This window comes from Actinoplanes solisilvae, from assembly GCF_003999975.1.
GTDB classification, from domain to species: domain Bacteria; phylum Actinomycetota; class Actinomycetes; order Mycobacteriales; family Micromonosporaceae; genus Actinoplanes; species Actinoplanes solisilvae.
This window is the reverse complement of sequence record NZ_RJAC01000009.1, coordinates 72,447-96,860: the sequence shown is the minus strand read 5'-3', so window position 1 is coordinate 96,860 and position 24,414 is coordinate 72,447. Positions and strand designations below refer to the sequence as shown.

At 71.7% G+C, this 24,414-nt stretch carries 29 protein-coding genes; 13 read left to right on the top strand and 16 right to left on the bottom strand.

From position 1 onward, the window contains the following. Positions 1-24: 24 nt before the first annotated feature. Both fxsT and EER30_RS47255 read right to left on the bottom strand, forming a co-directional pair. Positions 25-3,798, bottom strand: a complete 3,774-nt coding sequence (fxsT, locus tag EER30_RS23135) for an FxSxx-COOH system tetratricopeptide repeat protein (RefSeq protein WP_127502603.1) — start codon at positions 3,796-3,798, stop codon at positions 25-27. Beyond that, positions 3,795-4,025 carry a hypothetical protein gene (locus EER30_RS47255; RefSeq protein ID WP_164842455.1) on the bottom strand — a complete coding sequence of 77 codons (231 nt, stop codon included), beginning with the start codon at positions 4,023-4,025 and terminating at the stop codon, positions 3,795-3,797. Before EER30_RS47255 ends, fxsT begins: the two co-directional genes overlap by 4 nt. Before the next feature lie 109 nt (positions 4,026-4,134). On the opposite strand from EER30_RS47255, the gene EER30_RS23130 reads away from it, so the two are divergent. After that, on the top strand, positions 4,135-5,433 hold the full coding sequence (locus EER30_RS23130; RefSeq protein WP_164842454.1) for an aKG-HExxH-type peptide beta-hydroxylase: 1,299 nt from the start codon (positions 4,135-4,137) through the stop codon (positions 5,431-5,433). On the opposite strand, the gene EER30_RS23125 is transcribed toward EER30_RS23130, so the two are convergent. The 5 genes from EER30_RS23125 to EER30_RS23105 all read right to left on the bottom strand — a co-directional run bounded on the left by EER30_RS23125 (position 5,354) and on the right by EER30_RS23105 (position 8,996). Beyond that, positions 5,354-6,331: an AraC family transcriptional regulator gene (locus EER30_RS23125; protein ID WP_127502601.1), complete on the bottom strand. Its 978-nt coding sequence runs from the start codon at positions 6,329-6,331 to the stop codon at positions 5,354-5,356. The genes EER30_RS23130 and EER30_RS23125 overlap by 80 nt on opposite strands. A 4-nt stretch (positions 6,332-6,335) precedes the next feature. Next, on the bottom strand, positions 6,336-7,148 hold the full coding sequence (locus EER30_RS23120; RefSeq protein ID WP_127502600.1) for an NmrA family NAD(P)-binding protein: 813 nt from the start codon (positions 7,146-7,148) through the stop codon (positions 6,336-6,338). A gap of 67 nt (positions 7,149-7,215) precedes the next feature. Continuing rightward, positions 7,216-7,602, bottom strand: a complete 387-nt coding sequence (locus EER30_RS23115; RefSeq protein ID WP_127502599.1) for an SPW repeat protein — start codon at positions 7,600-7,602, stop codon at positions 7,216-7,218. 78 nt (positions 7,603-7,680) lie between these two features. Beyond that, complete coding sequence (locus tag EER30_RS23110; RefSeq protein WP_127502766.1) at positions 7,681-8,580, bottom strand: alpha/beta fold hydrolase; 900 nt, start codon at positions 8,578-8,580, stop codon at positions 7,681-7,683. 5 nt (positions 8,581-8,585) lie between these two features. Continuing rightward, complete coding sequence (locus EER30_RS23105) at positions 8,586-8,996, bottom strand: cupin domain-containing protein (RefSeq protein ID WP_127502598.1); 411 nt, start codon at positions 8,994-8,996, stop codon at positions 8,586-8,588. An 84-nt stretch (positions 8,997-9,080) separates the two neighbouring features. On the opposite strand from EER30_RS23105, the gene EER30_RS23100 reads away from it, so the two are divergent. Further along, entirely contained in the window at positions 9,081-9,758 is a 678-nt protein-coding gene (locus tag EER30_RS23100) for a hypothetical protein (protein ID WP_127502597.1), read from the top strand. 4 nt (positions 9,759-9,762) lie between these two features. Here the strand turns inward: EER30_RS23100 and EER30_RS47250 are convergent, their stop codons facing one another. Next, positions 9,763-9,924: a hypothetical protein gene (locus tag EER30_RS47250; RefSeq protein WP_164842450.1), complete on the bottom strand. Its 162-nt coding sequence runs from the start codon at positions 9,922-9,924 to the stop codon at positions 9,763-9,765. Between the two features lie 196 nt (positions 9,925-10,120). Here EER30_RS47250 and EER30_RS23095 point away from each other — a divergent pair, with 196 nt between their 5' ends. Continuing rightward, positions 10,121-11,575, top strand: a complete 1,455-nt coding sequence (locus EER30_RS23095) for a carboxylesterase/lipase family protein (RefSeq protein WP_127502596.1) — start codon at positions 10,121-10,123, stop codon at positions 11,573-11,575. A gap of 119 nt (positions 11,576-11,694) precedes the next feature. Here EER30_RS23095 and EER30_RS23090 read toward each other — a convergent pair whose 3' ends face one another. Then, positions 11,695-12,102, bottom strand: coding sequence for a VOC family protein (locus tag EER30_RS23090; protein WP_127502595.1), 408 nt, complete (start codon positions 12,100-12,102; stop codon positions 11,695-11,697). Positions 12,103-12,165: 63 nt separating this feature from the next. On the opposite strand from EER30_RS23090, the gene EER30_RS23085 reads away from it, so the two are divergent. Further along, a complete protein-coding gene (locus tag EER30_RS23085; RefSeq protein ID WP_205650373.1) occupies positions 12,166-13,218 on the top strand; it encodes a helix-turn-helix transcriptional regulator in 1,053 nt (350 codons plus the stop codon). Here the strand turns inward: EER30_RS23085 and EER30_RS23080 are convergent. Both EER30_RS23080 and EER30_RS23075 read right to left on the bottom strand, forming a co-directional pair. Further along, entirely contained in the window at positions 13,120-14,235 is a 1,116-nt protein-coding gene (locus EER30_RS23080) for a M15 family metallopeptidase (RefSeq protein ID WP_240670252.1), read from the bottom strand. The genes EER30_RS23085 and EER30_RS23080 overlap by 99 nt on opposite strands. Positions 14,236-14,344: 109 nt before the next feature. Further along, the gene (locus EER30_RS23075; protein WP_127502594.1) at positions 14,345-14,881 is read right to left on the bottom strand and encodes a TetR/AcrR family transcriptional regulator; all 537 of its coding nucleotides are present in this window, start codon (positions 14,879-14,881) and stop codon (positions 14,345-14,347) included. 83 nt (positions 14,882-14,964) lie between these two features. Between EER30_RS23075 and EER30_RS23070 the strand changes: the two genes are divergently transcribed. Further along, positions 14,965-15,906, top strand: coding sequence for an LLM class F420-dependent oxidoreductase (locus EER30_RS23070; RefSeq protein ID WP_127502593.1), 942 nt, complete (start codon positions 14,965-14,967; stop codon positions 15,904-15,906). Here EER30_RS23070 and EER30_RS23065 read toward each other — a convergent pair. Together EER30_RS23065 and EER30_RS23060 are read right to left on the bottom strand one after the other, a co-directional pair. Next, complete coding sequence (locus EER30_RS23065; RefSeq protein ID WP_127502592.1) at positions 15,896-16,504, bottom strand: TetR/AcrR family transcriptional regulator; 609 nt, start codon at positions 16,502-16,504, stop codon at positions 15,896-15,898. The genes EER30_RS23070 and EER30_RS23065 overlap by 11 nt on opposite strands. A 36-nt stretch (positions 16,505-16,540) precedes the next feature. After that, positions 16,541-16,723: a hypothetical protein gene (locus EER30_RS23060; RefSeq protein ID WP_127502591.1), complete on the bottom strand. Its 183-nt coding sequence runs from the start codon at positions 16,721-16,723 to the stop codon at positions 16,541-16,543. A gap of 94 nt (positions 16,724-16,817) precedes the next feature. Between EER30_RS23060 and EER30_RS23055 the strand changes: the two genes are divergently transcribed. The 5 genes from EER30_RS23055 (at position 16,818) to EER30_RS23035 (ending at position 19,989) form a co-directional block, all read left to right on the top strand. Continuing rightward, a complete protein-coding gene (locus tag EER30_RS23055) occupies positions 16,818-17,207 on the top strand; it encodes a hypothetical protein (RefSeq protein WP_127502590.1) in 390 nt (129 codons plus the stop codon). Between the two features lie 78 nt (positions 17,208-17,285). Beyond that, on the top strand, positions 17,286-18,080 hold the full coding sequence (locus EER30_RS23050; RefSeq protein ID WP_127502589.1) for a hypothetical protein: 795 nt from the start codon (positions 17,286-17,288) through the stop codon (positions 18,078-18,080). A 127-nt stretch (positions 18,081-18,207) separates the two neighbouring features. Continuing rightward, positions 18,208-18,432 carry a bleomycin resistance protein gene (locus EER30_RS23045; RefSeq protein WP_127502588.1) on the top strand — a complete coding sequence of 75 codons (225 nt, stop codon included), beginning with the start codon at positions 18,208-18,210 and terminating at the stop codon, positions 18,430-18,432. Positions 18,433-18,499: 67 nt separating this feature from the next. After that, the gene (locus EER30_RS23040; protein WP_205650372.1) at positions 18,500-19,735 is read left to right on the top strand and encodes an aminotransferase class I/II-fold pyridoxal phosphate-dependent enzyme; all 1,236 of its coding nucleotides are present in this window, start codon (positions 18,500-18,502) and stop codon (positions 19,733-19,735) included. 17 nt (positions 19,736-19,752) lie between these two features. Then, positions 19,753-19,989 (top strand): hypothetical protein, encoded by a 237-nt coding sequence (locus EER30_RS23035; protein WP_205650371.1) that lies wholly within the window; start codon positions 19,753-19,755, stop codon positions 19,987-19,989. Here EER30_RS23035 and EER30_RS23030 read toward each other — a convergent pair. Then, complete coding sequence (locus tag EER30_RS23030; protein ID WP_240670251.1) at positions 19,986-20,909, bottom strand: GNAT family N-acetyltransferase; 924 nt, start codon at positions 20,907-20,909, stop codon at positions 19,986-19,988. The two genes, EER30_RS23035 and EER30_RS23030, sit on opposite strands and share 4 nt — an antisense overlap. Positions 20,910-20,925: 16 nt before the next feature. Continuing rightward, on the bottom strand, positions 20,926-22,047 hold the full coding sequence (locus tag EER30_RS23025; protein ID WP_164842453.1) for an ankyrin repeat domain-containing protein: 1,122 nt from the start codon (positions 22,045-22,047) through the stop codon (positions 20,926-20,928). 18 nt (positions 22,048-22,065) lie between these two features. Between EER30_RS23025 and EER30_RS23020 the strand changes: the two genes are divergently transcribed. Then, entirely contained in the window at positions 22,066-22,959 is an 894-nt protein-coding gene (locus EER30_RS23020; RefSeq protein ID WP_127502586.1) for a DUF2199 domain-containing protein, read from the top strand. A 181-nt stretch (positions 22,960-23,140) separates the two neighbouring features. On the opposite strand, the gene EER30_RS23015 is transcribed toward EER30_RS23020, so the two are convergent. Beyond that, the gene (locus EER30_RS23015; protein WP_127502585.1) at positions 23,141-23,452 is read right to left on the bottom strand and encodes a hypothetical protein; all 312 of its coding nucleotides are present in this window, start codon (positions 23,450-23,452) and stop codon (positions 23,141-23,143) included. A 62-nt stretch (positions 23,453-23,514) separates the two neighbouring features. On the opposite strand from EER30_RS23015, the gene EER30_RS23010 reads away from it, so the two are divergent. Beyond that, positions 23,515-23,757 carry a sensor histidine kinase gene (locus EER30_RS23010; protein ID WP_127502584.1) on the top strand — a complete coding sequence of 81 codons (243 nt, stop codon included), beginning with the start codon at positions 23,515-23,517 and terminating at the stop codon, positions 23,755-23,757. Beyond that, on the top strand, positions 23,754-24,413 hold the full coding sequence (locus EER30_RS23005) for a response regulator (RefSeq protein WP_127502583.1): 660 nt from the start codon (positions 23,754-23,756) through the stop codon (positions 24,411-24,413). The genes EER30_RS23010 and EER30_RS23005 overlap by 4 nt, the downstream gene beginning before the upstream one ends. The last annotated feature ends 1 nt before the right edge of the window (position 24,414 follow it).

Below are 24,414 nucleotides of genomic sequence, written 5' to 3'. Positions count from 1 at the left end.
CCTCCGTCATGTCCTGTCGCCGCGTCATGTCTTCGGCAGTTCGACGTCGACGTCGATCAGACCCGGCAGCGGCACGCCCCGGGCCACGCAGATCCGCCAGGTATCGACATTCATCAGACTTCCGGCGAGCAGTTTAAGGTAAGGGTGACCGGCCGGAAGTATCTGTTCGGCCGCGTTCAGGGTGTCGATCATCAACGTGGTCGCCTCGTCGCACGCGCCCTGGCAGAGGAGCACGTTGGCCAGGTTGACGCGGCCGGCGATCTTCCACGGGTGCATCGCCGCCGACCGCGCGTCGAGCAGCGACAGCGCGTCGGTCAGTTCGGTCCTCGCGTCGTCGAGGTGGCCGGCCTGACGCAGCAGCGCGCCGAGGTTGACACGGCACAGCGCCACGAACGGATGCGACGCCCCGACGCGTTCCCGGTAGACCTCGAGGGCTTCTCGCGCGACGTCGATCGCGTCGGTGAGGTCGCCGCCCTGGACGGCGAGGTCGGTCGCGAGGCTCATGCGGGCGGCCTGCGTCTCGATCGCCCGCGGCCCCAGCACCTGGTCGAGCACTGTGACCGCCTTGCTGATCGTCCCGCGGGCCCGCCCGCCGGCAGCCGTGCGGCGCTGCGCCACCCCTTCGGCGACGACGGCGCGCAGGGTCAGCGGGTCTTCCGCGCCGAGCATGCGTCCGAGGTTGTCGACCGCCGCCCGCAGCATGCGGCGAGCCTCGTCGAGGCGGCCCAGTTCGCGCAGGTAGATGCCCAGGTCGAGGCCGGACCACCAGGTCAGGAAGTGGTTCGGCCCGAGCAGCCGCCCGCGCCGCTCGAAAACCTCACGCTCGCGGACGACCGCGTCCTCCTGACGGCCGTCGAGGTAGTTGGACAGGGCAAGGTTGTGCAGCGAGGCCAGAGTCTGCGGATGGTCCGGGCCGAGCAGGGTCTTGAACGTGCGGTAGACGGTGACGTCCTCGGCGCGGGCCTCGGCGAACAGGCCCAGCCCGCGCAGGTCGCCCGCCATGCCGCGGCGTACATAGGAGGCCCGCAGGTGGGCGCTGCCGACGAGGACCTGCAGGTCGGCGAGGTTGTCGACGTCGGCGTGCAGCGCCTCGTCGTATCGGCCGAGCTGGCGCAGAAGGTCGGCGTGGTGGGTGCTGAGGCGCGTGCTGAGCCGGTCGGACGTCGGCCAGCGGGCCAGCACGTCCTCGGCGGCCAGGGCGGTCTCGGCCCAGCCCTCGGAGTCGGACAGATTGGAGGCGTACGCGAAGTGCAGCGTCACCCAGCGGCGGACCTCGCGCGACGACGTCTCCTCGAGGGCGCCCGAGGGCCCGACGTGCCGGGCGAGTTCGGCCAGCCGGTCCCAGCCGGAGCGAGCCCCGAAGAGGGCGTCGCTGGGGGCGTACGCGGCGAGCGCGTCGAGGGTGCGCAGCCGCACCTCTTCCCGCTCCTCGCCGGACTGCAGCGCCTGGACCATCCGCTGGACACCGCGGTGCGTGTGCAGGCGCTCACCGCCCCAATCGACCGTGAACAACGCCGTGCGGGCGCCGGCGGCGAACGTGTATTCGATCTCGCCGCCGTCCTCCGCGAGGCTCTCCGCGGCGTCGCCGGCCAGCTCGATCAGGCACTGAAGAAAAGCGGTGCTGCGCAGCAGGGCGAGCGAGACACCGTCGGGCGACAGGTTGGCGCAGATCTTCGTGAGGGTGACGACCAGGCGACCCGCGTCGGTGTTCCCAAGGCGGTCGAACATCAGCCGTCCGACGTCGACGAGGCGGTCGTCGGAGGGTGTTCCCGCGCCGATCGCCGTGACGAACTCGTCGACCGCCGCGACGGTGTCGTCGGAGGTGGGCGGGCCTGCGTTGTCGAGCGAGCCGGTCAGGACGCTCAGGTAGCCCGCGGTCAGGCGCAGGGTGAGCGGCGCCGTGCCGACCGCCCGCGCGACCGGCCGGAGGTCGGCGAACCGGAAGGTGGGAAGCTGAATGCCCAGCGTACGGACGGCCTCGTCCTCGGTGAGCGGCCCGACCTCGATCGGCGTGCCGGTCGCCCAGCCCGGCACCTCGCCCTCCAGGGTGATGACGACATGACCGGACCCGGCCGGCGGTAGCAGGTCGCCGATCGCCCCGAGATCGGCGACGCCGTCGTAGACCAGCAGGTAGGGCAGCCGGTCGTCGCGCAGCAGCAGAAGCGCGGCCTCGGCCTCGTCGCCGCCGGCGTCGACCCCGAGCTGGCGGCCGAGGCGCCGCAGGCTCGACCGGGCGGCCTGGCGGCTGTGAGCGGGCACGAACCACACGATGTCGTAGCCGTGGGCGAAGCGGTGCGCGAACGACTTGGCCAGCTCGGTGCGGCCCGCGGACGCCCCGCCGTGCAGCAGCACCCGGCCGGCGGTGGCCGGGTCGAGACTGTCGCGCAGGGACTCGAGCAGCTTCGGCCGGTCGACGAGGTCGGGGTCGGTCGCCGGCACCGAGAACGGGCGGTTGCCGGGCCGGGGCGCGGCCGGGTAGTCGCCGGCCGGCGTGGTGCGGGGGACGGAGTCGGCCGAGCCGGCGAACGAGGCGACCAGCCGGCGCCGGGCGACCTCGGCCGGGCAGCCGACGACCCGGATCGACCGCGAACCCTCGGGGACCATTCGCGGGGGCGCGTCGTCGATCCGCACGACGACCGTGTCACCGGTGACCGGCCCGTTCGCGTTGACCAGGCCGGATGACAGCCGGGAGAGCAGCACCACCCGGGTCGCCGAAGACTCGGCCGGCGGGCCGTCGAGCCGGCGCAGCACGGCCGGCACGCCCATCGCCACGAGGTGGGCCCGGGCCCAGTCGCCCCACGGCCGGTCGGCCGGGTGATAGATGACCTCGACCGGTTCGTCGGTCGCCTCGTAGTGGCTCGGTGTGCCCATGCGCTGGGCGTACACCTCACGGACCAGGCGCGGGACGGCCGGGAGCCGTTCGACGACCCCGCCGGTCACCGCCGAGACCAGGCGGGCGTACGCCTCCAGCAGCGATTTCCGTTCCGAAGGCTCGTAGGCCAGCGCGACCAGGGCGTGCTCGAGCGAGTAGAGCGGGACGGGCACCTGCACCAGCGCCCCGGGCCCGATGCGGGTGCGCGCGGCGCGCAACGACCGCAGCAGGTGACTGCGCATCTCTTCGTCGTGCTCGTGGGCGCGCGCGGGGTCGCTGTCGTCGAAGAAGCCGGGCACCGCGATGATCCGGTTGCGGACCGCGCTGTGCCGGGCGACCTCGACCGCCAGCAGGGTCGCCGCCTCGAACGACTCACGGTCGGGCTGGAAGCAGACCACCACGCTGTCGGCGAACAGCCCGTCGCGGCCGGCGGTGACCGCGCGTTCGGAGGGCGGCCCGTCGAGGAAGATGAAGTCGTAGCCCGCGTCCGAAAGGGACCGCCGTAGATCGAGGAAGACGGCGAGGTCGTCACCCGCGGGCGTGGGGGAGTCGGGGGTGGCCTCGTGCCGCACCACGTCGAGCCGCGCGCTCTCGCCGGGACCGGCCCCCGCGTATCGCCGCAGCCGGGGTGCGGCCCGCTCGGCGGGGGAGCGCACCGACATGGTCGCGTTGAGCACGCCGGAGAGCTCGTCGTCGAGGAAGGACGTGACGGCGCCCTCGGCGACCAGGAACGGGCGCAGGTATTCGTGGACGGCCGAGCCGCGCGGGTCCCAGTCGAGCACCAGCACGTCGTGGCCGGCCGACGCGACCAGCCAGGCCAGGTTGGCCACCAGGCTGGTGCGCCCGCTGTGCGGGGCGGGGGACACGAAGGACACGATGGCCGGACGGACCGGCTCGGCGCTGGAGGCTGCGGTTGTCTGCGTCATCTCGTCTCGCCGGTGGGTCGTCGGCGCTCGGCGGTGGCCCCGCCCTCGCGGCGGTGGTGCACGACGGTGTTCTGGAAGCCGGTGTATTCGGGGAGGCCCGAGCCCACCTCGTCGATGAGCCGCCGCAAGGATTCCAGGACGATCGGGGACGGAAGACCGGCGATGACGCGCAGGCCGTCACGTTCCACGTCGAGAAGGTCCGAGACGAGCCGTTCCTCTTCTGACATTCACCCGCCAACCGTCGCTCGTGCCATCCTCACGGCTGCTAACTGTATCTGTCCAGATTCGCACAGTCGCGCTGCACCATATCGGCGACAGGCGATACGATCTGTCAATATGTCGACTGTGCACGGGGCGGGCAACAGTCCACCGCCCGTCACCGTCGCGGCCGGCATTCTGGACGGGATCGCGCGTGGCGGCGGCGGCGGCGCGCTCACCGAGTTGATCAGGGCGCAGCACAGCAAGGTCGCCCTGCTGGTGCGGGCGATCGCCGAGCTGAGCGAGTCCCGGCCCGCCTATCGCGCCCTGCTCGCCGTCGCCGACCGGGCGCCCGAGGCGGTGTCAGCGGTCCTCATTCACCCGTCCGTGCTCGGCTGGGCCATGTCCACGACCGCGCGTCTGCACGCCGGTCTGCCCGCCGAATCCGAGACGCTGGCCCTGGTCGCGGCCGCGGCGGCGGTGCGCGGCGGCGCCGGGTTCGAGGTCGGCCCGCCCGCCGACCTGCCCCTGCCGTCACTGGGCCGCCTGCTCACCCCGGCCGCCGGCGACCGGCTCGACCTGACAACGGGGGGAGAACTGCTGGTCAACGGCCGGCCCGCCGGCTCGAACTGGCGGCCGCTGACCCGCCTGCGGATCACCGATCGCTGGTCGGTCCGGATCGACGGCGTGCATTCACCGCTGCCCCCGGCCGAACCGCTGCTCGACGCCGCGACGGCCGAGCGGTGGCGTGCGGGTCTGGCCGCCGGGTGGCGGATCCTGGCCGACGATCACCCGGGCGTGGCGGAGGACGTCGTCACCGCCGTGCGAACCGTGCTGCCGATGCCGGCCCCGCCCGAGGGTCACACCAGCGGAACCTACCGCCACGCCTTCGGGTGCCTGGGCATGTCGGCGCCGCAGGACCCGACTCTGACCGCGCTCACCCTGACCCACGAGCTGCACCACCTGAAGCTCTCCGGCCTCACCGACCTCTTCGAACTGATCGAGATGACCACGGAGCTCGGCTACGCACCCTGGCGTGCGGACCCGCGCCCGCACATCGGCCTGCTCCACGGGGCGTACGCCCATCTCGGGGTGGCGGCCTTCTGGCGGCGCCGCATCGAGGCCGAGAGCGACGAGGGCCGGCGTCACGCTGCCCGGGTCGAACATGTGCGCTGGCGCGAGGCCGCCCTCGAAGTCTCCACCGACCTGCTCGCCACGGCGCCGCTGACGGGGCTCGGGCGGCGTTTCGTGACCGGCATGCGGGACGAGATGACGGCCTGGCGCGCCGATCCGATGCCGCGCGTGGTGACGGCCGAGGCCACCCGCCTGAACGACGAGCACCGCGCGAGCTACAAGATCAGCCCAGCCGGACGACCCGGGGCAGGGGCGAGGCCCGCGGAGCCACGGCCGGGCGGCGGCGATACTCCTGCGGGCTGACCCCGCGCTCGCGTTTGAAGGCTGTGCTCAGGGCGAAGGCGCTGCCGTAGCCGACACGCCGGGCCACCGACTCGAGCGTCGCGTCGCCCTGACGCAGCAGGTCGGCTGCGAGCGTGAGGCGCCAGCCGGTCAGATAGGCCATCGGTGATTCGCCCACCACCTCGGTGAACCGCCGCGCCAGCGAGGCACGGGAGACTCCGGTCCGTGCGGCCAGAGAGGCCACGGTCCAGGCGTACGCCGGCTCGTCGTGGATCAGGCGCAACGCGGGACCCACCACGGCGTCGGCCTGGGCCCGCTGCCAGCCCGGCACGTCCTCGCCGGGCGCGGCCAGCCACGAGCGCAGCACCGACACCAGCACCAGATCGAGCAGCCGGTCGAGAACCAGGTCCTGGGCCGGTTCGGTGCCGCCCATCTCGCGCACGAGCAGGTCGATCAGCGCCCGGTCGCCCGCCTCGGCCGAGCGGATCAGCAGGCCGGGCAGCGCGTCGAGCAGCCGCCGGCTGACCTCGCTGTGCATCTGGTAGGTGCCGCTGACCATCACGGTCGCGCCGTCCGGCTGGGCGCCCCACGTGCGGATGCCCTGGCCGGTCATCGTCATCTCGGTGCCGTCGATCGACTCGCAGCGCTGCCCGGGGTGAATGACCAGTTGCGGCGCGGTGCCCGGCGAGTCGGCCACCACGTACGGCTCGACGCCGTTGACGACGGCCACGTCACCCGGGCCGATGCGGGCCGCGGCGGCGTCGCGCTTGAGGATCCACGCCTCGCCGCGCACGAGCGTGATCAGCGACAGGGGTGAGCCGTCCTGGATCCGCAGCGACCACGGCGGATCCAGGACCGAGCGCAGCAGGAACGCCCCTCGGGCGCGGGGCCCGTCGAGCAGGCCGGTCAGCGCGTCCATGCCGTCACGGTACCGGCGCCGCGCTCCAGACTCCGGTCGCCGCGGCCGTCCGGGCGTACGCGGGGAAATCTCTCGGGGGACGGCCGAGGGCCTCCCGCACCCCGTCGGACGGCCGGGTGTTACGGCCGTCGAGGATGCCGCGGAACATGTCGCCCAGCTCGACGGGCAGGCCGGCCTTGCGCAGCACGTCCTCGTACTCCTCGAACGTGATCGGGGTGTAGCGGACGGCCCGGCCCGACGCGCGGCTCAGCTCGGCCGCGACCTCGGCGAACGTCAGCGCCCTGGGACCGGTCAGCTCGTAGCGCCTGCCCTGGTGCGAAGGGTCGGTGAGGGCGGCGGCCACCACGTCGGCGATGTCGTCGGCGTCGACGAACGGCTCGGCCACCTCGCCCGCCGGCAGCCGCAGGTCGCCGTCGAGCACCGCGTCGAGCAGGAACTCCTCGCTGAAGTTCTGGGCGAACCAGCTGCAGGCCACGATCGTCCAGCCGGTGCCCGCGTCGATCACCCGCTGCTCGGCCTCCTGCGCGAGTGGCTCGCCCCGCCCCGACAGCAGCACGAGCTGCTCGACCCCGTTGCGGGCGGCCAGGTCGGCGAAGGCGCCCACCCGATCCGCCGCGCCGGGCAGCCCGAGATCGGGATAGAACGTGATGTACACGGCGTCGTGTCCGTCGATCGCGGGCCGCCAGCTCGACTCGTCGTCCCAGTCGAACCTGGTCCGCGAGCCGCGCGACCCCACCTGTACGGGAATGCCCCTGTCCTTGAGCCTCTGCGAGACTCGCCGTCCGGTCTTGCCGGTACCGCCGATGAGAAGTGTCATGCCTTCAGTGAAGCGGCGCGCGGTGAGACGCTGAATGGCTCAGGGGCTCACATGCATAAGCGAGGCGCTAGCGAGAGCGGGGGTGCGCGGTGATCGCGTTGACGACCGAGAGCAGCACGACGAGCGTACCGATGATCATGTCGTTCCAGGCGACGCCGAGCTGATCGTGGAAGCCGAGCGCGAACGGGGAGGCGATCAGCCACGCGCCGACCAGCGCGGCCACCATGCTGAGCCGCGCCGACCTGCCGGGCCGGGCCACCTGCAGCACGCTGAGCGCCAGCAGCATCGCGCCGGCGGCCACGTCGCTCCACCACGGGTAGACGCCGTGGTCGATGACGATCGGCGTGACCACCATCCAGACGCCGCCGAGCCCGACGAACACGCTCGGGGTCAGCACGATGTCACTGCCGAGCCTACGCGCCACCCGGGACCGCACGGCCTCTTCCGCCGGCATGACCTCACACCCTTCCACCAGGCCTTTCATTCAACCATCGGCCAGTGGTGACGCGAAGTCGTGACAGTCACATGACAATCAGCGATCGGCTAGCGCGGCCACCTCCCGCACGGCGTCGGCGAAGGCCTCGGGTGACTCCTGGGGCAGGTTGTGACCGGCGTCGGACACCTGACGGTGCACGCGCGGACCGGTGAAACGAGCGGCACTCGCCCGCCCGTCGGTGGCCGGGAAGTTCCCGTCGGCGGTGCCGTCGAGCGTCACGGCGGGCACGGTGATCGGCGGGGTCCGCGCGAGCTGGGCCTCGGCGCGGGCATAGGCGGGTGCTCCCTCGGCGTGACCGAGCCGATGCCGGTACGAATGCAGCACCACATCGACGTAGTCGGGATTCTCGAACGCCGCCGCGGCCCGGTCGAGCTCGGCCCGGCCGAACGTCCACTTCGGCGAGTTACGCCGCCAGATCACCTCGGCCACCTCGCGCCGGTTCGCGGTCAGCCCGGCCCGGCCCCGCTCGGTCAGGAAGTAGAAGAAATACCAGAAACCGGCCTCCAGATCGGGGCGCAGCGGCTGGTTGGCGGCGTTGATGTCCTGGATCAGATAACCGTTGACCGACACGATCCCGGTGACGCGTTCGGGTCGCAGCGCGGCGGCGACGCAGGCGGCCCGACCACCCCAGTCGTAGCCGGCCAGGATCGCCCGGTCGATCGCGAGCGCGTCCATCAGCGCGAGGGCGTCGGCGCCGAGCGCGGCCTGCTGCCCGGAGCGTGGCGTGGCCGGGTCGAGGAACCGGGTGGGGCCGTGACCGCGCAGGTAGGGCACGATGACGCGGAGACCGGACCTCGCGAGTTCCGGCGCGACCTCGACGTACGAATGAATGTCGTAGGGGAAGCCGTGCAGCAGCAGAACAGGTTGCCCGTCGGCGGGCCCGGTCTCGTGGTACGCCACGTCGAGCAGATCGGTCGCGACGTGGCGTACGGGCATCGGGGTCACCCGGCCGCCTTGACCCGGCGGTCGGCGCGGGCGGCGAGCTCGTCGTCGTCGACCAGCACCAGCATCGGCTTGTCGGGGTCGCAGAGCATCGTGACGGTGAACCGCACCTTCACGTCGTCGCGGGCGTTGCCGTCCTGGTAGTGGATGACGTCGCCGCCCGGCTCCCAGAACGCCTCACCCGTCCGGACGACCCGCGGGGCCTCGCCCTCCAGCTCGAACAGCATCTCGCCCTCGAGCACGACACCGAAGGCGGGCCCGGAGTGGCGGTGCGGGGGAGTGCCGGGATCACCGGGCGGGTACTCGATGACGATCGTCATCGCGTGCGCCCCCGCGGGGACGAACGGCGGCTGGGCCTCCTGAAGCAGGGTCAGCGCCGACTTCCAGGCTTCCGATCGTGTGGTGCCCATCAGGACCTCCCGGTTCGTTGTAGATCATTTCTTCGACCGCCCGGGTGGTCGCGTTTGTGACAGGCCGATGGGTATACCTCGGGGGTGGATGTCGTTCTCGCCGCCGTCAAGGCCGCCTACGGGACCACCGCGCTGCCCGGCCTCGCCTCCGGACTCGTGGTGCGCGAGCTCGACGGCTGGACCCGGGCGTCGGAACTCGACCCCCGCCGGCTGGTCGACGCGGCCCAGCGCCGGTGGGAGGCGCCCCCGCACGTGGCGGTCGCCCTGCTGTGGCGGGCCTACGCGCTGTGGCTGTCGGTGCCGGCCGCCTTCGGCTGGGTGGCCGCGCGCCGGGTGCCGCTGCTGGGCGGCGGCGACGTGCTCGTGCGGCTGGACGCGCCGATCGCTCCCGTGCGGCTGGGGCTGCGCAGTTCAGAACTCGTTCCCGCCTCGCCGGCCGTGCTGAGACGGACCCTGCTCGACGAACACGTGCTGCCGGTGCTCGACGGCCTGCAGAGCGTCGTGCGGATCAGCCGCCGCATCCTGCTGGGGTCGCTGGCCGCGGGCGTCGCCCACGCCGCCCGGCACGCCGTGCGGGTCGTGCCGGGCACCTCGACGTCCGAGATCGGCACGTTGCTGGCCGTGCTCGGCCTCGACGACCTGCTCGACTGGAGCGCCGACGAGGCCGGGCTGGTGTCGATCCGGCGGCGCACATGCTGCCTGGCCTTCATGTTGCCGCAGCCGCGCTTCTGCGGGGACTGCTGCGTCCTGCCGACGGTATGAAGGCTCAATTCCGGACCCGCGCGGGATCAGCCACCGCGTACGCCTCGACGGCCTCGGCGCCGGGGTTGAGGAACCGCAGCGTGTCGAAGTCGTGGATCAGGGTTTCGAGGAAGATCGTGCCGGGGGCCACGCGGGCGCTGTCGCGGCGTCGGCCCCTCAGCTCCATCCGAGGTCTGAGGATCGTACGTACTGTCTCGCGCGTCGAGCTGTCGCCCGAGGTCGCGGCGTGGGACACGGCCGATCCGCGTTAGCCGGCCTCGGACATCGGGATGGGGCGGCGGGAGACCGTCGCCGGGTATCGAAAACCGCTGGCCGGCCCGCGAGCCCGGCGGCACAATCCGGCGGGGGGAGGGACGAGGACGATGGCTGAGGTTCGTACAGGGTCGGGGATTGTTCGCGGCGAGGACGACGCCGGCGTGGCGGTGTTCCGGGGTATCCCGTTCGCCGAGGCGCCGACAGGGGCGCTTCGGTTCGGCGCGCCACGGCCGGTCCCTCGCTGGGACGGAGTGCGACCCGCAACAAAGTACGGGCCGCCACCGCCGCAGGCTGATCAGTTCGACACGACCGGCGACTGGCTGACAGTCAACGTCTGGTCACCTGACCTCGGGTCGGCGCGGCTGCCGGTCATGGTCTGGATCCACGGTGGCGGCTACGTGTTCGGCGCGTCGGGCAGCCCCGAGTTCGACGGGCGGCGTCTCGCGCGGGACGGCGGCGTGGTCGTGGTGACGTTCAACTATCGGGTCGGGTTCGAGGGCTTCGGGCTCATCGCGGGCGCCCCGCCCAATCGGGGGCTGCTCGACCAGGTCGCCGCGCTCGAATGGGTGCGCGACAACATCGAACGCTTCGGCGGGGACCCGGGCCGGGTCACGGTCTTCGGGGAGTCGGCCGGGGGCGGCTCCGTCGCGGCCCTGCTGGCGATGCCGCGAGCGGCCGGGCTGTTCCGGCGGGCCGTCGCCCAGAGCGTTCCGGGCACGTTCTTCTCCCCGGAACTCGCCGCGGACATCGCCACCGCGCACGCCGCCGAGCTGGGGGTGCCCGCGACGGAGTTCGCGACCGTCGACCCGGCGTTGCTGGTGCTCGCGTCCGAGTCGATCACTGCCACCATCACCGGACGGACGGCGCGCTGGGGCCGGGCGGCGTACCGGAAGATTCTCTTCTCTCCGGTCGTCGACGGGGACGTTCTGCCGGTCACCCCGTGGGTGGCGCTGTCCGGCGGCGCGGGCCGGGACATCGACCTGCTCGTCGGCCACACCCGCGACGAGCAGCGGCTGTTCACCGCCATCGACGGGCTTCTCGGTCAGATATCACAGGAGCAGGCGTACGAAGCCCTGGCCGTTCTCGCCCCCGAGGCCGGATACCCGGAGGCGAGCCCGGAGGAGCTGTACGAACTGGTCCATTCCGACTGGCTGTTCCGCATGCCCAGCCAGCATCTCGCCGAGTCGCAGGCCCTCGGTGGCGGGCGCGTCCACGCGTACGAGCTGACGTGGCCGGCGCCCGGCATGGGCGGCGCCCTCGGCGCGTGCCACGGCCTCGACGTGCCGCTGGTGTTCGGCAACCTCGACCGCGGCCAGCCCGCCCTGCTCCTCGGCGAGACCCCGACCCCCGAGGCCGAGAAGTTGTCCGCCGAGATGCGGACAGCCTGGACGGGTTTCGCCGCCGACGGCAACCCCGGCTGGCCCGCGTACGACACCACGCGGCGCCTCACCCGCATCTTCGACACCGAGGCAGCGGTGACCCCGTACCCGGAGGAGGTCTCGCGACGGATCTGGCAGGACCACACGTTTCCGGTGCTGCCGCTGACGCCGGTTGAGCCGTGACTCAGTGAGCCGCGAGCAAGGCGGCCACAGTGAAGCCGGCCGCTACAGGCCGAGCATGCCCGCCTCCGCGCCGAGCGGTCGGCACCTCGACGACTTCGTCAGCGGCGATCGCGAGGCGGCTAAGCGGCGGCCGGGGCGACGTCGAGGATCCAGGTCACGCCGAAGCGGTCGCGCAGCATGCCGTAGAGCGGCGACCAGCCGGCCGGCCCGAGGTCCTGCACGATCGTCGAGCCCTGGGCCAGGTCCTTCCAGTACGCCGTCAGTTCGTCGGCGTCCGTGCCGCGGACCGAGACGAAGAAGCCGGCGTCGTCGGTCCGCCCGGCCGGGACGTCGTACGCCATGACGTGGAAGCCGTTGCCGGAGACCTGACCCCAGGTGATGCGGTCGGTGTCGGCCGGGTCCTGCACGTTGTGCGCGTCGGCATAGGTGACCAGGGCCAGGTCGCCGCCGAAGACCGAGCGGTAGAACTCGAGCGCCGCCCGGGCGTCGCCGCGGAAGTTGACGTGGGTCGTTGTCGTGATCGTCATGGGAGCCACGATCGCGGGTGAAGAGGCCAGGTTGTGTCCTCTTCTTCCGGCACCATCAAAGTCATGCCGAAGACTTCGGGACGACTGCTCGCTCTGCTCTCGCTGTTGCAGGCGCGGCGCGACTGGCCAGGTGCCCTGCTCGCCGAGCGTCTCGAGGTCAGTCCGCGTACGGTCCGGCGCGACGTCGACCGGCTCCGGGAACTCGGCTACCCGATCGCGGCGATCAAAGGCCCGGACGGCGGCTACCGGCTGGCCGCGGGCACCCGGATGCCGCCGTTGCTGTTCGACGACGAGCAGGCCGTCGCCCTCGTCCTCGCGCTGCAGACCTCCCCGGGCGACGCGGCCGCCCGCGCGCTGACCACCGTGCGGCAGGTGCTCCCGCCCCGGCTGCGCCACCGCGTCGAATCGTTGCGCGTCAGCACGGCCGACCCGCAGACCGAGCTCGAGACCGGCGTCCTGCTCGCGATCAGCGCCGCCGTGCACGCCCGCGAGGTCCTCCGTTTCGACTACCAGGACCGCCGGCGCCGCGCCGAACCGCACCACGTGGTCCTGCGCGGCGGCCGCTGGTACCTGATCGCCTGGGACCTCGACCGCGACGATTGGCGCACGTTCCGCGTCGACAGGATCGACCCGCGTGCGCCCACCGGCCCGTGTTTCGCCCCGCGCGAGATCCCCGGTGGCGACGTCACGGCGTACGTCGAAGGCAGTTTTCGCCCGGCCGCTTGCCGGGGCACCGTGATCGTCGACCGGCCCGCCGCGACGGTAGCCGCCCATACCCGCGACGGCGTCGTCGAAGCGATCGACCCCGGCCGCACCCGGCTCACACTGACGAGCTGGTCGTGGACGAGCCTGGCCGTGGCGTTCGGCCGGTTCGACGCCGAGCTCGAAGTCGTCGGACCCGGCGAGCTCAAGGACGCTTTCGCGACCCTGGCCCGCCGGTTCGGTAACGCCGCCGACGGAGTTGTGTCCGCCGACTGCGGCGAACTCGCCCACATAAGTGTGGCCGTCGACGGAAGTTCAGCCGCCGGTGATGCTCCAGTGCCAGGCTTCCGACGGCAGGTTGACGAAGCCGTACTTCTTCGCGTTGACGGACAACCACTTGAAGGCGGGGCTTGAGCGGGTCAACGTTTTGCCGCCGGACGAGATGTCGATCGCCATGCCCAGCTCGTGCAGCGAGCGCCCGGGGATCGCGGTCGGCACGCGGCACGACGACGACGGCGCCAGCCACACGTCAGGACAGCCGTTGATCTTGCGGAGTTCGATCTGGCGCTGCTTCGTGCGGAAGCCGCCGCCGCTGAGGACGATGCCGCTGCGCTTGGCGTCGTCGACCATGCGCTTGAAGGCGTACGCCACGTTCTTGTGCACGGTCGTGCCGTAAACCGTCGTCGTGTCGGTGACCGCGAACCCGGTGCGGGCCTGGGCGACGACGTCCTTGCTGAGCACCGAGGCCTGCCCGGCCAAAGTCTCCGCCGGGGGCAGCAGGGCGAGCCGCTGCTGGGTCGCGCGCACCGCGGCCGCGGCCGACTCGCGGGCGGCGGTGGCGTTGACGAGCAGAGCCGCCGCCGTACGCGTCTCGACCTGCGCGGTCGTCAGGGCCGTCACGGCCTCGCGGGTCTGGGTCTGGCGTGCGGTCAGGGTCCTGGTCGCGGCGGCCACCACGTTCTTGGCCTTCGTCGTCGCCGCGGCGGCCGCCGTACGCTTCTTCGCGGTCTTGGCCTTCTTCTGGGCGGCCTGGGCGGTGGTCAGGGCGGTCTTGGCGGTGGCCAGGCTGGTCAGTGCGTAGGTCTGGCGGGCGCGGGCGGCGGTCACGGCGGTGGTGGCGGTCGTCAGCCCGGTCTGCGCGGCGGTGTTGCGGGTGGTGGCCTTGGCGATCTCGCCGGTGCGGGTCACCACGGTGGCCTGCTGGGTGGCGATCGTCGTGCGCAGGGTGGTGGCGGTCTGCGGGCGGGTGAGGCTGCGGTACATCAGCGCCGACCAGGTCCCGGCGACCGCGGGCGGCGCGGCCTGGACCGGGACGGCTCCGGCGGTGACCACCAGGCCGGCCGCGAGCGCCGCGGCGAGGGGTGCGGTGATGGCCCGGCGGGCTCGGGCGCGAATCCGGTGATTCGGTCGGAGTTCCTGTCGTGTCGTCACCCGGCAAGAGTCCGGCGCGCGAGGAGCTGTTCCGGGGCCGTGGCGGTGCGTCCCGGTTGCCCCGGGCAGAAACCCGGCACCCATGGGCAACGGGCGGCCCCGGGCGGAATCAGTCCAGCAGTGTCGCTGCCGCCACCGCCCGCGCCGCGATGTCCTCGACCGAGGCCGTGTGTTTGGTGTAGAAGCCGTCGGCGAACAGCGACGTGAAGCCGTGCGCGACCGCGATCGTCGCCTCGACCCGATGCAGCGACCGCTCGTAGGAGACGTCCCCGGCCAGGTCGATCAGCGTCGTCATCAGCGCCCGCGTCTGCTCCCGCCGTTCGTCGTCGGGCACGGCATAGAGCTCGGGCGCGAAGATCACGTGGAAGCCGGCCCCGGTGCGGGCGACATAGCGCACGTACGCCCCCGCGGCCTCGGCGAGCGAACCGGCCGCCTCGATCGCCTCGCGCAGTTCCCGGGCGGCGACCCCGGAGACCGCGCTCAGCAAATGATCGCGATCGGGAAAGTGCCGGTAGGGAGCGGCCGAACTCACCCCCGCGCGCCGGGCGACGGCCGCGACCGAGAAGCGCCGCAGGCCACAGTCGGCCAGCACCTCGAAGCTCGTGCGGATCAGAGCCGCGGGAAGGTCGCCGTGGTGGTAACCCACATCTCCTCCGGTTCTGTTTGCGCGCAAGTAAGTCGTCTCTTACATTACCTTGTAAGAAGGCTCTTACATCGACGGAGGCAGTCGTGACCATCCGGCTCGGGTACCAGATTCCGAATTTCACCTACCCCGGCGTCGCTGAGGTGGACCTTTTCGACACCGTCGCGGCGCAGGCCCGGGAGGCCGAGGCGGCCGGGTTCGACACCGTTCTGGTGATGGACCACTTCTATCAACTGCCGGGCCTCGGCCAGCCCGAGGACAACATGCTCGAGGCCTACACGACGCTCGGCGCGCTCGCCTCGGCCACGTCCACGGTTCAACTGTCCGCGCTGGTCAGCGGCAACACCTACCGCAATCCGGCTCTGCTGGCCAAGACCGTGACGACGCTCGACGTCGTCTCGAAGGGCCGGGCCGTGCTGGGCATCGGCGCGGGCTGGTTCGAGCGGGAGCACCACGACATGGGCTTCGAGTTCGGCACGTTCGGGCAGCGCTTCGAGCGGCTCGAGGAGGCGCTCACGATCATCGCGCCCATGCTCAAGGGCGAGAAGGGTCACCTCGACGGCAAGTGGTACACGGCCCGGGGCGCCATGAACAACCCGCGCGTACGCCCGTCCGTGCCGATCATGCTGGGTGGCGCCGGCGAGCAGAAGACGTTCCGGCTGGCGGCCCGGTTCGCCGACCACATGAACATCATCTGCGACCTGGACGACCTGCCCCGCAAGGTCTCGGTGCTGCGTCAGCGCTGCGAGGAGATCGGCCGTGACCCGGCCACGCTGCCCACCAGCTTCCTGATCATGGGCATGGTCGGCGAGACCGAGCGGGAGGCCAAGGAACTCGGCGAGCTGATTCCCGACGACCGCCGCAGCCGCGCCTTCGTCGGCACCCCCGACCAGGTGGCCGACCAGGTGCAGGAACGCATCCTCGACGCGGGCGTCGACGGCATCTGCATCAACCTGATCGCCAACGGCCACCGCCCCGGCGTGGTCACCGCGGTCGGCGAGGCGCTCAGCCCGCTCGTCAAGCGGTAGTAGGAAGCGCTCGCAGGGCGAGGTCGACCGTGGCCTGCAGACTGGCCCGGTCGACCCCCGCGGCGGCGTGCACGGCGTTGCCCTCACTGACGGTCATCACATAACGGGCGAGGGTGGCGGCGTCGGTGCCGGCGGGCAGGTCACCCTCGTCGACCGCGCGCTTCAGCCGCTCGGCCAGGGCCCGCTCACCGCCGCGACGGCTGTCGGCCAGGAACCGCGCGATCTCGCCGTCGTCGCTGCCGCTCGCTATACCGCCCTGGATCGACAGGCAACCGGCGGGCCGATCGGGCCGGGTCAGCGCGTCGGCGTTGTCCCGCAACAGCTTTTCGATCACCCCGTACGCGGTGGGCTGCGCGAGCGCCTCGCGGACGTAGGCCATGTCGACCTCGGCGTACCGGGTCACCGCACGCCGGAAGAGCTGTTCCTTGTTGCCGTACGCCGCGTAGAGGCTGGGCCGGTTGATGCCCATCGCCTCGGTCAGGTCGCCCAGCGAGGCGCCCTCGTACCCGTGCTGCCAGAACACCACGATGGCGCGGTCGAGCGCCTCGTCCGCGTCGAATTCTCGCGGCCGGCCCCGCTCCCGCGTCGTGCTGGTCATCCACCAATGGTAACCGCCCGGTACAGAAACCCCGGATCACGCCGGCTCGGGGATGCCCTCGGGATCGGGTTCGACCGGCTCGACCAGCGGCTCGACCGGCGCCGGGGGCAGCGTGTCCGGGCTGCCCGGCTCCAGCTCGCCCGGATCGTCGGGAATCGGCGCGCCCGGGTCGAGCGGCGGATAACGGTCGGGGTCCGACGAAACGCCCTGCGTCAGCATCAAGATCTCCTCCAACGGGTTCCCGCCCTGCCTACCCGCATGATCGCCGGACAAAACGGCCGGTCACCCGAGTGGTGCGCTGGGGGATCGGTCGATGAACCGCTACGTTGGACTCATGCAGACGGGCGGTGCGCGCGGGGCGATCTCCGTGCCCTCGCTGTCCGCCATGCTCGCGGCGCTGGCCGCGGCGCCTCTGTGGACGTCCTTCTTCGCGGCCCTCGTCCCGGCGCTGGCGGCCGTGCTGACCACCGCAGCCGTGCGAACATCGAGCACGGTCTTCGCCGCGGTCCTCATTGCTCTCGCCGCCGTTGCCCTCGCGACTGCTGCTCTGGCAATCGCCGCAATCGGTGCCCGCGTCCCGGCCCGGCCGCCCGTGGCCGCCCGGTCATCGGCCGAGCCGCCCGGCGACACCACGCGCCTCCTCCTGACGCGGTTCGCCGCGGGCGTCAGCGGTTCCCGCGCTCCTCCGCTCGCGTCCGCCTGACCATCCGCGGGGCGCTCAACCCCGTCCGCATGGTCGCAGCCCTCCCCAGGACGACCTCGCGGACGAACGGATCTCATCGTGAACACGGTTGCCGAAATGCTTCTCACCCAGCCCGCCCCGATGGCCATCTGGGCCACCCTGTTGCTGCTGACCTTCCCCGCGTTGCTGCTGCTCGGCAGCCCCGAGGCGATGTCCCGGCCCCGGCACTCGGCGCAGCAGTTCGTCGTCGCCCTGCGGGGCCGGGGCGCCGAGCTACGCCGGCGGGCCGAAGAGGCTGCCCGCGCCGACCAGCAGGCCACCGCTGAGGCCACTCGCGCCCAGCAGTACGCCGCCGAGGTGCGCGTCGCCGCCGACCGGGCCGACGCCGCCGCCCAGCAGTGGCAGGAACTGTGGGAGCGTTCCGAGACCGACCGCGACGACGCCTACCGCGCCTGGCTGGAAGCCGACGCCGGACTGCGTACCGCCGCCGCGGCCGCCGCGTGGGGCACGACCTGGTCGCTGCGGACCCCCGACGAGTACGCGACCCGCGAACGCTTCCTGCACCGCGAGGTGTCGGCTGCCGTGGCCCGCGGCGACCTGCCCGCCGAGGCGCTGACCGACGCCCTCGCCGCTCGCAACGGCTGGGACCCCCGACTGCACCCGGCCGACCAGCAGCTCGTCATCGCCCGCGCCTCGGTCGCGTGGCGACGCCACCGCTACGACCAGGCCGTCGCCGCCGAACGCCGCGCGAGCCACGACGTCGAAAAGGCCCGCCGCGCCGCCTCGAGCCTGCGCCACGAGTCCCGCACCGCCGCCGTGTATGCAAGCCCGGCCGCCCCACGTGGCGTCTCGGCCCGTCCGGCCGGTTACTCCGTGGCCTCCCCGGCCCACTGACCGTCCGCCGGCCTCCCGGCCCATTGACCACTCAGCGGGTGATCAGCGACTCATCCGTGAACGCCCGGCGATCGGCGGCGTGGAGACTGGCGGAAAGCCGGGCACCACAACACGGGAGGTAGACAGCATGAGCACGCTGAACAACGACACCGTCGCGGCCCAGGCGGCGCTGCTCTTCGAGACGGCCGAGCACCACGGCGCCTTCGAAGCGGTCACGCCGCCGCACAACTGGTGGGACTGGTACGCGGCGTACATGGTCGCCCGCCAGGCCGGGAGCACGCCGGAGGAGTCGTCGAACGCCGCCGATCAATACATGGCGGACGTCAAGCACATCGTGAAGCGCTCTTCGTGAAAGCGGATTCATAGACGATCATGTGGGGTAGGCGATCGATGTTCCTGGAACCTGAAGGGGGTACATCATGCCGGCTCCCACGCATGACATCGAGGACCTGCGGGTCAACAGCCGGATGTACGACGCGGTCATCGAGGAGATCGACGGCCGCCGGATCCGGATCGGCCACGACTGGCTGGTCGACTGGGCGTCGTGCAACTATCTCGGCTTCGACCTGGACGACGAGGTCATCGAGGCGGTCGAACCGCAGCTGCGTAAATGGGGCACGCACCCCAGTTGGTCGCGGATGCTCGGCAGCCCGGCGCTGTATCCGCAGCTCGAGGGGCGCCTGAGCAGCCTGCTCGGGGCCGAGGACGTGCTGCTGCTCCCGACCGTCTCGCAGATCCACCTGGGCGTGATCCCGGCGCTGATCGGCGGGGGCACGCTGATCATGGAAAGTCGGGCGCACCGCACGATCTACGACGGATGCGTGTTCGCGCGGGGGCGGGGCGCGACGATGCGCCGGTTCCGCAGCGGCGACCTCGGCGAGCTGGAACGCCTGCTCACCGAGGCCACCGCGCGCCCGATCATGGTGTGCATGGACGGCGTCAACAGCATGACAGGCGACATTCCTGACTTGTCGGCCTATGCGAGGCTGTGCCGCGAGCACGACGCGATCCTCTACGTCGACGACGCGCACGGCATGGGCGTGATCGGCGAGCGGGCCGAGAACGAGACCTCCCCGTACGGGATGCGCGGCAACGCGATCGTCAAGCACAGCGGCGAGACGTACGACAACATCATCCTCGTGGGCGGCCTCTCCAAGGCGTACTCGTCGCTGCTGGCCTTCCTGGCCCTGCCGACCGCGCTGAAGAACCAGATCAAGGTCGCCGCCCCCACCTACCTCTACTCCGGACCGTCGCCGGTCGCGTCGCTGGCCACGGTCAACGCCGGGCTCGACGTGAACGAGAGGCGCGGCGACGAGCTGCGCGGCCATCTCTACCGGCTCACGGCGAAACTGCTCACCCACGTACGGGAAATGGGTGTCCGGACGTTGAACGTGCACGACACCCCGGTCGTGGAGATCCCGATCTCGCCCGAGCACGACCTGATCGACGTCTCCGAGCGGCTGTGGGCGGCCGGGCAGTACGTGACGCTCGCGCCCTATCCCGGCGTGCCGCGCGACGAGATCGGCTTCCGGATCCAGCTCACCGCGGCGCACACCGAGGCGCAGGTCGACGACCTGAACAACGTTCTCACCGCGCTGGCCCGCGACGGCGCCCTGCGACCGGCCCTGCCCGAGCAGCGGCGCCCGGCAGCCTGAGAAAGGTGGTGTCAGTCGTGCGAGACCGAAGCCCGGACGGCCTCGAACCGATCGAGACCGCGTCCGTCGACGACCTGCGATCCCCTCAGTTGCGGCGGCTGCAACAGACACTGCGGCACGCGTACGAGAATGTGTCTCTCTATCGCAAGAAGTTCGACGAGGCCGGCGTACGCCCCTCGGACTGCCGTTCGCTGGAGGATCTGTCGCACTTCCCGTTCACCACGAAGGTCAGACGCATCATCGACAACCGCTAGCCGCGCTTGATCAGCGGCGCGTCGCGGGAGAGCTCGCGGAACCCGAGGCCGTAGTAGAGACCGCGCGCCCTCGGGTGGCCGGGCGCGCCCAGGCAGACGACCGTCGCGTGAATGGCTCCGGCGGCTCGGGCCAGCTGCATCGCGTGCAGCAGCATCGCGTGGGCCAGCCGGTGACGCCGATATTCGGGGTGCGTTCCGACCGGCTCGAACTCGACGGATCGGTTTGCCGGGTCGAACCACATGATCGCCGAGGCGGCCATCGTGCCGTCCGGGGCTTCGACCAACACGTGGAGGTCACCCCGGTAGGCCGCAGTCTGCCGGACGTCCTGATAGCTCTGGACCGTGTAGGCCGAAGGGAACCAGGCGTCGGTGTGAGCCTGAACCACGGCCTCCGGCGTGACCTCGTCGGCCGTGCGGAACCGGAAACCGGGTGGCAGTACCGGATTCTCGACGTCGGCGAGGTCGCGCTGGTTGAGCTGGGTCCAGCCGCCGTCGTCGCCGAGCGCGGCCGCGTCGGTCTCGTAGCCGCGGGCAGCCCAGCGTTCGAGGGCGAACTTCTCGGCGGTCGTCGGCAGCACCGACTTCTCGAGCCCGGCAGCGACACCCTCGTACCAGTCGATCACCTCGTCGACCAGGGCGAGATGATCGGGATGCACCTGATAGCTCAGCGAAGCGCCGGTGATCTCGCGGACCGACCCGTCGTTGCGCGTCAGCTGCCGCGGCAGGAACGCCCAGCCCCACGTCACCACGTCGTCACCGTCGAACCACAGGCGGCGTGCCCAGGCGTGACGGTGGCGGGCACAATCCTTGCCCCAGACCCAGGCCAATTCCCCGTACGACGCCCCGGCGCTGATCAAATCGGGCCGGAGAGCGGTGACGCGCTGGGCCAAACCCTGCATGAGCTCGATGTCGGCGTCCACACTCGTATAGTGCCGTTTAATCGATCACGGTCAAGGGATTTAACTGTCCGCCGGGCGTGACGGCGTCGACCCGTATGTGGGAACCGCCTTGGAAGGAACAGGCCGTCGCGAGAAGCGTGCCGTCGGGCGAGAACACCACCCAGTCGGTGCGTTCACCGGCCTCGACCTCGGCGGTGATCTGGCGCGTGGCCAGGTCGAACAGCACCAGCCGTTCGGTGTCGACGGCCGCTGCGAGATGCCGGCCGTCGGGCGAGAAGGCCAGCACGGTCGCGTCGACGAGCTGGGGGAGCAGCTCGGGCTGCGCGAGGTCGTGGTCGCGAAGCTCGACGGGCGCGTCGGCGGGCGCGATCGCGATCAGCGGTTGGAGCGGGTGGACGGCGAGGGCGCGGATCGCGGAGTGCTCGGTCGCGACGATCACGTCGGGCTGCGACCGCCGCCGATGGACCAGGGTCGCGTGCCCGGCGACGCTGAAGCCCTCGGCCAGGTCTTGCGCGCTCACGGACTCAGCCAGGGACACGCACGTCGCGTCCATCAGGCGGCGAACCTCTTCGGGACCACGGGTGCGGGCCAGGTGGACCGGGGTGCTGCCGTGGTCATCGCGTACGGCCGGGTCGGCGCCCTCGGCCAGCAGAAGCGCGACCGCCTCGGCGTCGGCGTCCCACACTGCTACGTGCAACGGTGTTCGGCCGTAGGAGTCACGTGCCTCGAGCTCGGCCCCCGCGGCCAGCAGCGCCCGCGTTTTGGCTGCCCCGGCGCCGTGCAGCGGCGTACGCCCCTGGAAGTCTTTTGCGGCGAGCGAGCCTCCGTGGCGAATCAGCGCCTCGACGACTCCCGGATCGGTGGCGCAGTGCAGCGGCGTCTGCTGGTGCTCGTTGCGCTGGTCGGGGCGGCCCTGCCGCAGAAGCTCGGCGATCTCGCCGGTCGCCGCCCGGTGCAACGGTGTGTCGCCGTTGTCGCGGCGGGCGCGCGGGTCGGCGTGCGCCGCGAGCAGCATCCGTACGGCCTCGGCTCTTCCGGCCGCGGCCGCCGCGTGCAGCGCCGTCTCGCCCATCCACCCACGAGCGTGCACCGCGCGCGGATCGTCGTCGAGCAGCCGCCGCAGCGCCCCCAGCTCGCCACTCCGTGCCGCATCGATCACCACGCTATTGTGCCCGCCATGGTTGATCATCTGCCGGGGTGTTCGTGCTGTGGTGCTCCGCTCGACGCTACGGATCTCGACATCCGGTCGGAGTGGCCGGACGCGATGCTTCCGCTCACGCCGGAGCAACGCGCCGCGTCCTGGGGCAACCGCAGCCTGCAGCGGCTCGAAGGGGTCGGTGCCTTCGTACGCTGCCTGATGCCGGTGAGCCTCAGCGGGGGCGGCAGCGTGACGTACTCGGTCTGGCTGCGGGTCGACGACGATCAGTTGCGCGAGGCCAACCGGGTGTGGACAACCGATGAATATCAGGACCTGATCCTGTACGGAACCGTGGCCAACACGGTCAAGCCGTGGGAGGGCCTGCTCGGGGAGTCCGCGCGGACCGAGGTGCGCGACACCGAGACGCTGCCCTATCTGGTCGCCGCCGAGGGGAGCCTGCTGTCCCGGATCCTGTCCGAGCCCTGGGACCGCGACGACGTGCTGAGCCGCATCGCGCACGGCCTGCCGGTCCCGGTGCGCCAGCAGATCACGGACATCTGGTCGGTCGAACGGACCGCCGGCCTGGCACCGCGCGTTCGTGACGGCGTGACGCGGTTCATCGGACCGGGCCGCACCGTGCAGATCGAGGCGTTCGACCATCCGGCCGGCACCACGCCCGCCGAGGCCATCGCCCGGATGACCGAGGGCTCGCCGCGGCAGCGGTCCGGCGAACTGACCGAACACGACGGCAACCTGACCCGCCACGCCTTCTGGCTGACCGTCACGGCGAACGACAGGCAGCAGCACGAGCTCTACGGCTACGCCGCGACCGCCAACCACATCGTCTGCACAACCTGCGTGTACGACGACCCGGCCGATCTGGAGTGGGCCCAGCAGGTCTGGCGTTCCGCCCGCACGACGCCAACCAGTTGACGCGCCGGAACGCCCCCGAGGTGCTCTGGGAACGCCGCCTCCATCTGCGATCGAGCGGCACTGGGGCGAGACCGTCATCGTCGGCGATCGCTGCATCTACCTCAGCCAGAGCAGCGTCCTGTGGACCACCTCGTGGTGGGCGGCAACGGCCCCCTCCACGTCCTGGGCAAGGGCCGCCTGATCACGTCCACCGGAAGAAACGGACCGCGAGCAGAACACACACCACCGCGCAAACGGCCAGGCTGACCAGACTGGCCGGGTGGGCTCCCGCCCCCGCCCAGGCGTCGCCCAAGGCCCGCACCGCCGCCCCGAACGGCAGCGCCTCCCCGACCCGTACGACCGGCTCGGGCAGCCGCGCCATCGGCCCGAACATGCCGCCGACCGCCCCGGTACCGAAAAGCACCACCAGCCCGGCCGCCAGCGCCGCGTTGGCCGTGGGCGCGACCGCGGCGACCACGAGTCCGAGCGCGAACATCGCCACCGTCACCAGCACCAGGACGGCCAGCGTGAGCAGGGGAGAGGCCGGCAGCTCGGCGCCGAACCATGATCCGCTGCGTGCAAGAGGTCGTGACCAACGCGATCCGCCACGCCCGCGCCAGCGACCTGTGGATCGACATCCGTACGGGCACCGACGGCAGCCTCCACTTCGAAGCGTGCGACGACGGCCCCGGCGCCGCCCGCGTCGAGATGGGCAACGGCCTGACCGGCATCGCCGAACGCGTACGCGAGCTGGGCGGCCGCGTCCGCTTCGACGGCCGCACCGGCTTCCGCGTGACCGCCGAGGTGCCGGCGCCGTGATCCGCGTCTGCGTGGTCGACGATCAGACCCTCGTGCGCCAGGGCATCCGCAGCCTGCTCGGCGTCACCGGCGAGGTCGAGGTGATCGCCGAGGCCGACGACGGCGCTGCCGCGGTCGCCGCGATCGAGGCCGATCCGCCCGACGTGGTCCTGCTCGATCTGCACATGCCCGGCCGTGACGGCATCTGGGCCCTGCGCGCCCTGCGCGACCGCGGCATCGAAGTCCCGGTGCTGGTCCTGACCACGTTCGACGACGACGAGCTGGTGCTGCAGGCCGTCCGGGCGGGCGCCGCCGGCTACCTGCTGAAAGACGTGACGCTCGATCAGCTGATGGGCGCCGTACGCACCCTGGCCGCCGGCGGCACCCTGGCCGCCGGCGGCACCCTGGTCCAGCCGGCCATCACCGAACGGCTGCTGCGAGCCGTCCGCGCGACCCCGCCGCCCGAGCACCCACCCGAGCTGCAAGAGCTGACCGACCGCGAAACCGAGGTCCTACGCCTGCTGGCCAGCGGCTACGCCAACCGCGAGATCGCCGCAGCCCTGTTCCTGGCCGAGGGCACAGTGAAGAACCACGTCTCCAACGTCCTCTTCAAACTGGGAGTCAAAGACCGAACCAGCGCCGTCCTTCGCGCCCTGCAACACGGCCTCCTCGGGTGAC

What these genes read in the sequence shown, in the direction of transcription:
- EER30_RS47255 (WP_164842455.1), bottom strand. Translation starts at nt 4,025, where the DNA reads ATGTCAGAAGAGGAACGGCTCGTCTCGGACCTTCTCGACGTGGAACGT.
- EER30_RS23045 (WP_127502588.1), top strand. Translation starts at nt 18,208, where the DNA reads ATGAGCACGCTGAACAACGACACCGTCGCGGCCCAGGCGGCGCTGCTC.
- EER30_RS23095 (WP_127502596.1), top strand. Translation starts at nt 10,121, where the DNA reads ATGGCTGAGGTTCGTACAGGGTCGGGGATTGTTCGCGGCGAGGACGAC.
- EER30_RS23020 (WP_127502586.1), top strand. Translation starts at nt 22,066, where the DNA reads ATGGTTGATCATCTGCCGGGGTGTTCGTGCTGTGGTGCTCCGCTCGAC.
- EER30_RS23065 (WP_127502592.1), bottom strand. Translation starts at nt 16,504, where the DNA reads ATGACCAGCACGACGCGGGAGCGGGGCCGGCCGCGAGAATTCGACGCG.
- EER30_RS23130 (WP_164842454.1), top strand. Translation starts at nt 4,135, where the DNA reads ATGTCGACTGTGCACGGGGCGGGCAACAGTCCACCGCCCGTCACCGTC.
- fxsT (WP_127502603.1), bottom strand. Translation starts at nt 3,798, where the DNA reads ATGACGCAGACAACCGCAGCCTCCAGCGCCGAGCCGGTCCGTCCGGCC.
- EER30_RS23085 (WP_205650373.1), top strand. Translation starts at nt 12,166, where the DNA reads ATGCCGAAGACTTCGGGACGACTGCTCGCTCTGCTCTCGCTGTTGCAG.
- EER30_RS23060 (WP_127502591.1), bottom strand. Translation starts at nt 16,723, where the DNA reads ATGCTGACGCAGGGCGTTTCGTCGGACCCCGACCGTTATCCGCCGCTC.
- EER30_RS23090 (WP_127502595.1), bottom strand. Translation starts at nt 12,102, where the DNA reads ATGACGATCACGACAACGACCCACGTCAACTTCCGCGGCGACGCCCGG.
- EER30_RS23055 (WP_127502590.1), top strand. Translation starts at nt 16,818, where the DNA reads ATGAACCGCTACGTTGGACTCATGCAGACGGGCGGTGCGCGCGGGGCG.
- EER30_RS23115 (WP_127502599.1), bottom strand. Translation starts at nt 7,602, where the DNA reads ATGCCGGCGGAAGAGGCCGTGCGGTCCCGGGTGGCGCGTAGGCTCGGC.
- EER30_RS23125 (WP_127502601.1), bottom strand. Translation starts at nt 6,331, where the DNA reads ATGGACGCGCTGACCGGCCTGCTCGACGGGCCCCGCGCCCGAGGGGCG.
- EER30_RS23120 (WP_127502600.1), bottom strand. Translation starts at nt 7,148, where the DNA reads ATGACACTTCTCATCGGCGGTACCGGCAAGACCGGACGGCGAGTCTCG.
- EER30_RS23105 (WP_127502598.1), bottom strand. Translation starts at nt 8,996, where the DNA reads ATGGGCACCACACGATCGGAAGCCTGGAAGTCGGCGCTGACCCTGCTT.
- EER30_RS47250 (WP_164842450.1), bottom strand. Translation starts at nt 9,924, where the DNA reads ATGGAGCTGAGGGGCCGACGCCGCGACAGCGCCCGCGTGGCCCCCGGC.
- EER30_RS23110 (WP_127502766.1), bottom strand. Translation starts at nt 8,580, where the DNA reads ATGCCCGTACGCCACGTCGCGACCGATCTGCTCGACGTGGCGTACCAC.
- EER30_RS23040 (WP_205650372.1), top strand. Translation starts at nt 18,500, where the DNA reads ATGCCGGCTCCCACGCATGACATCGAGGACCTGCGGGTCAACAGCCGG.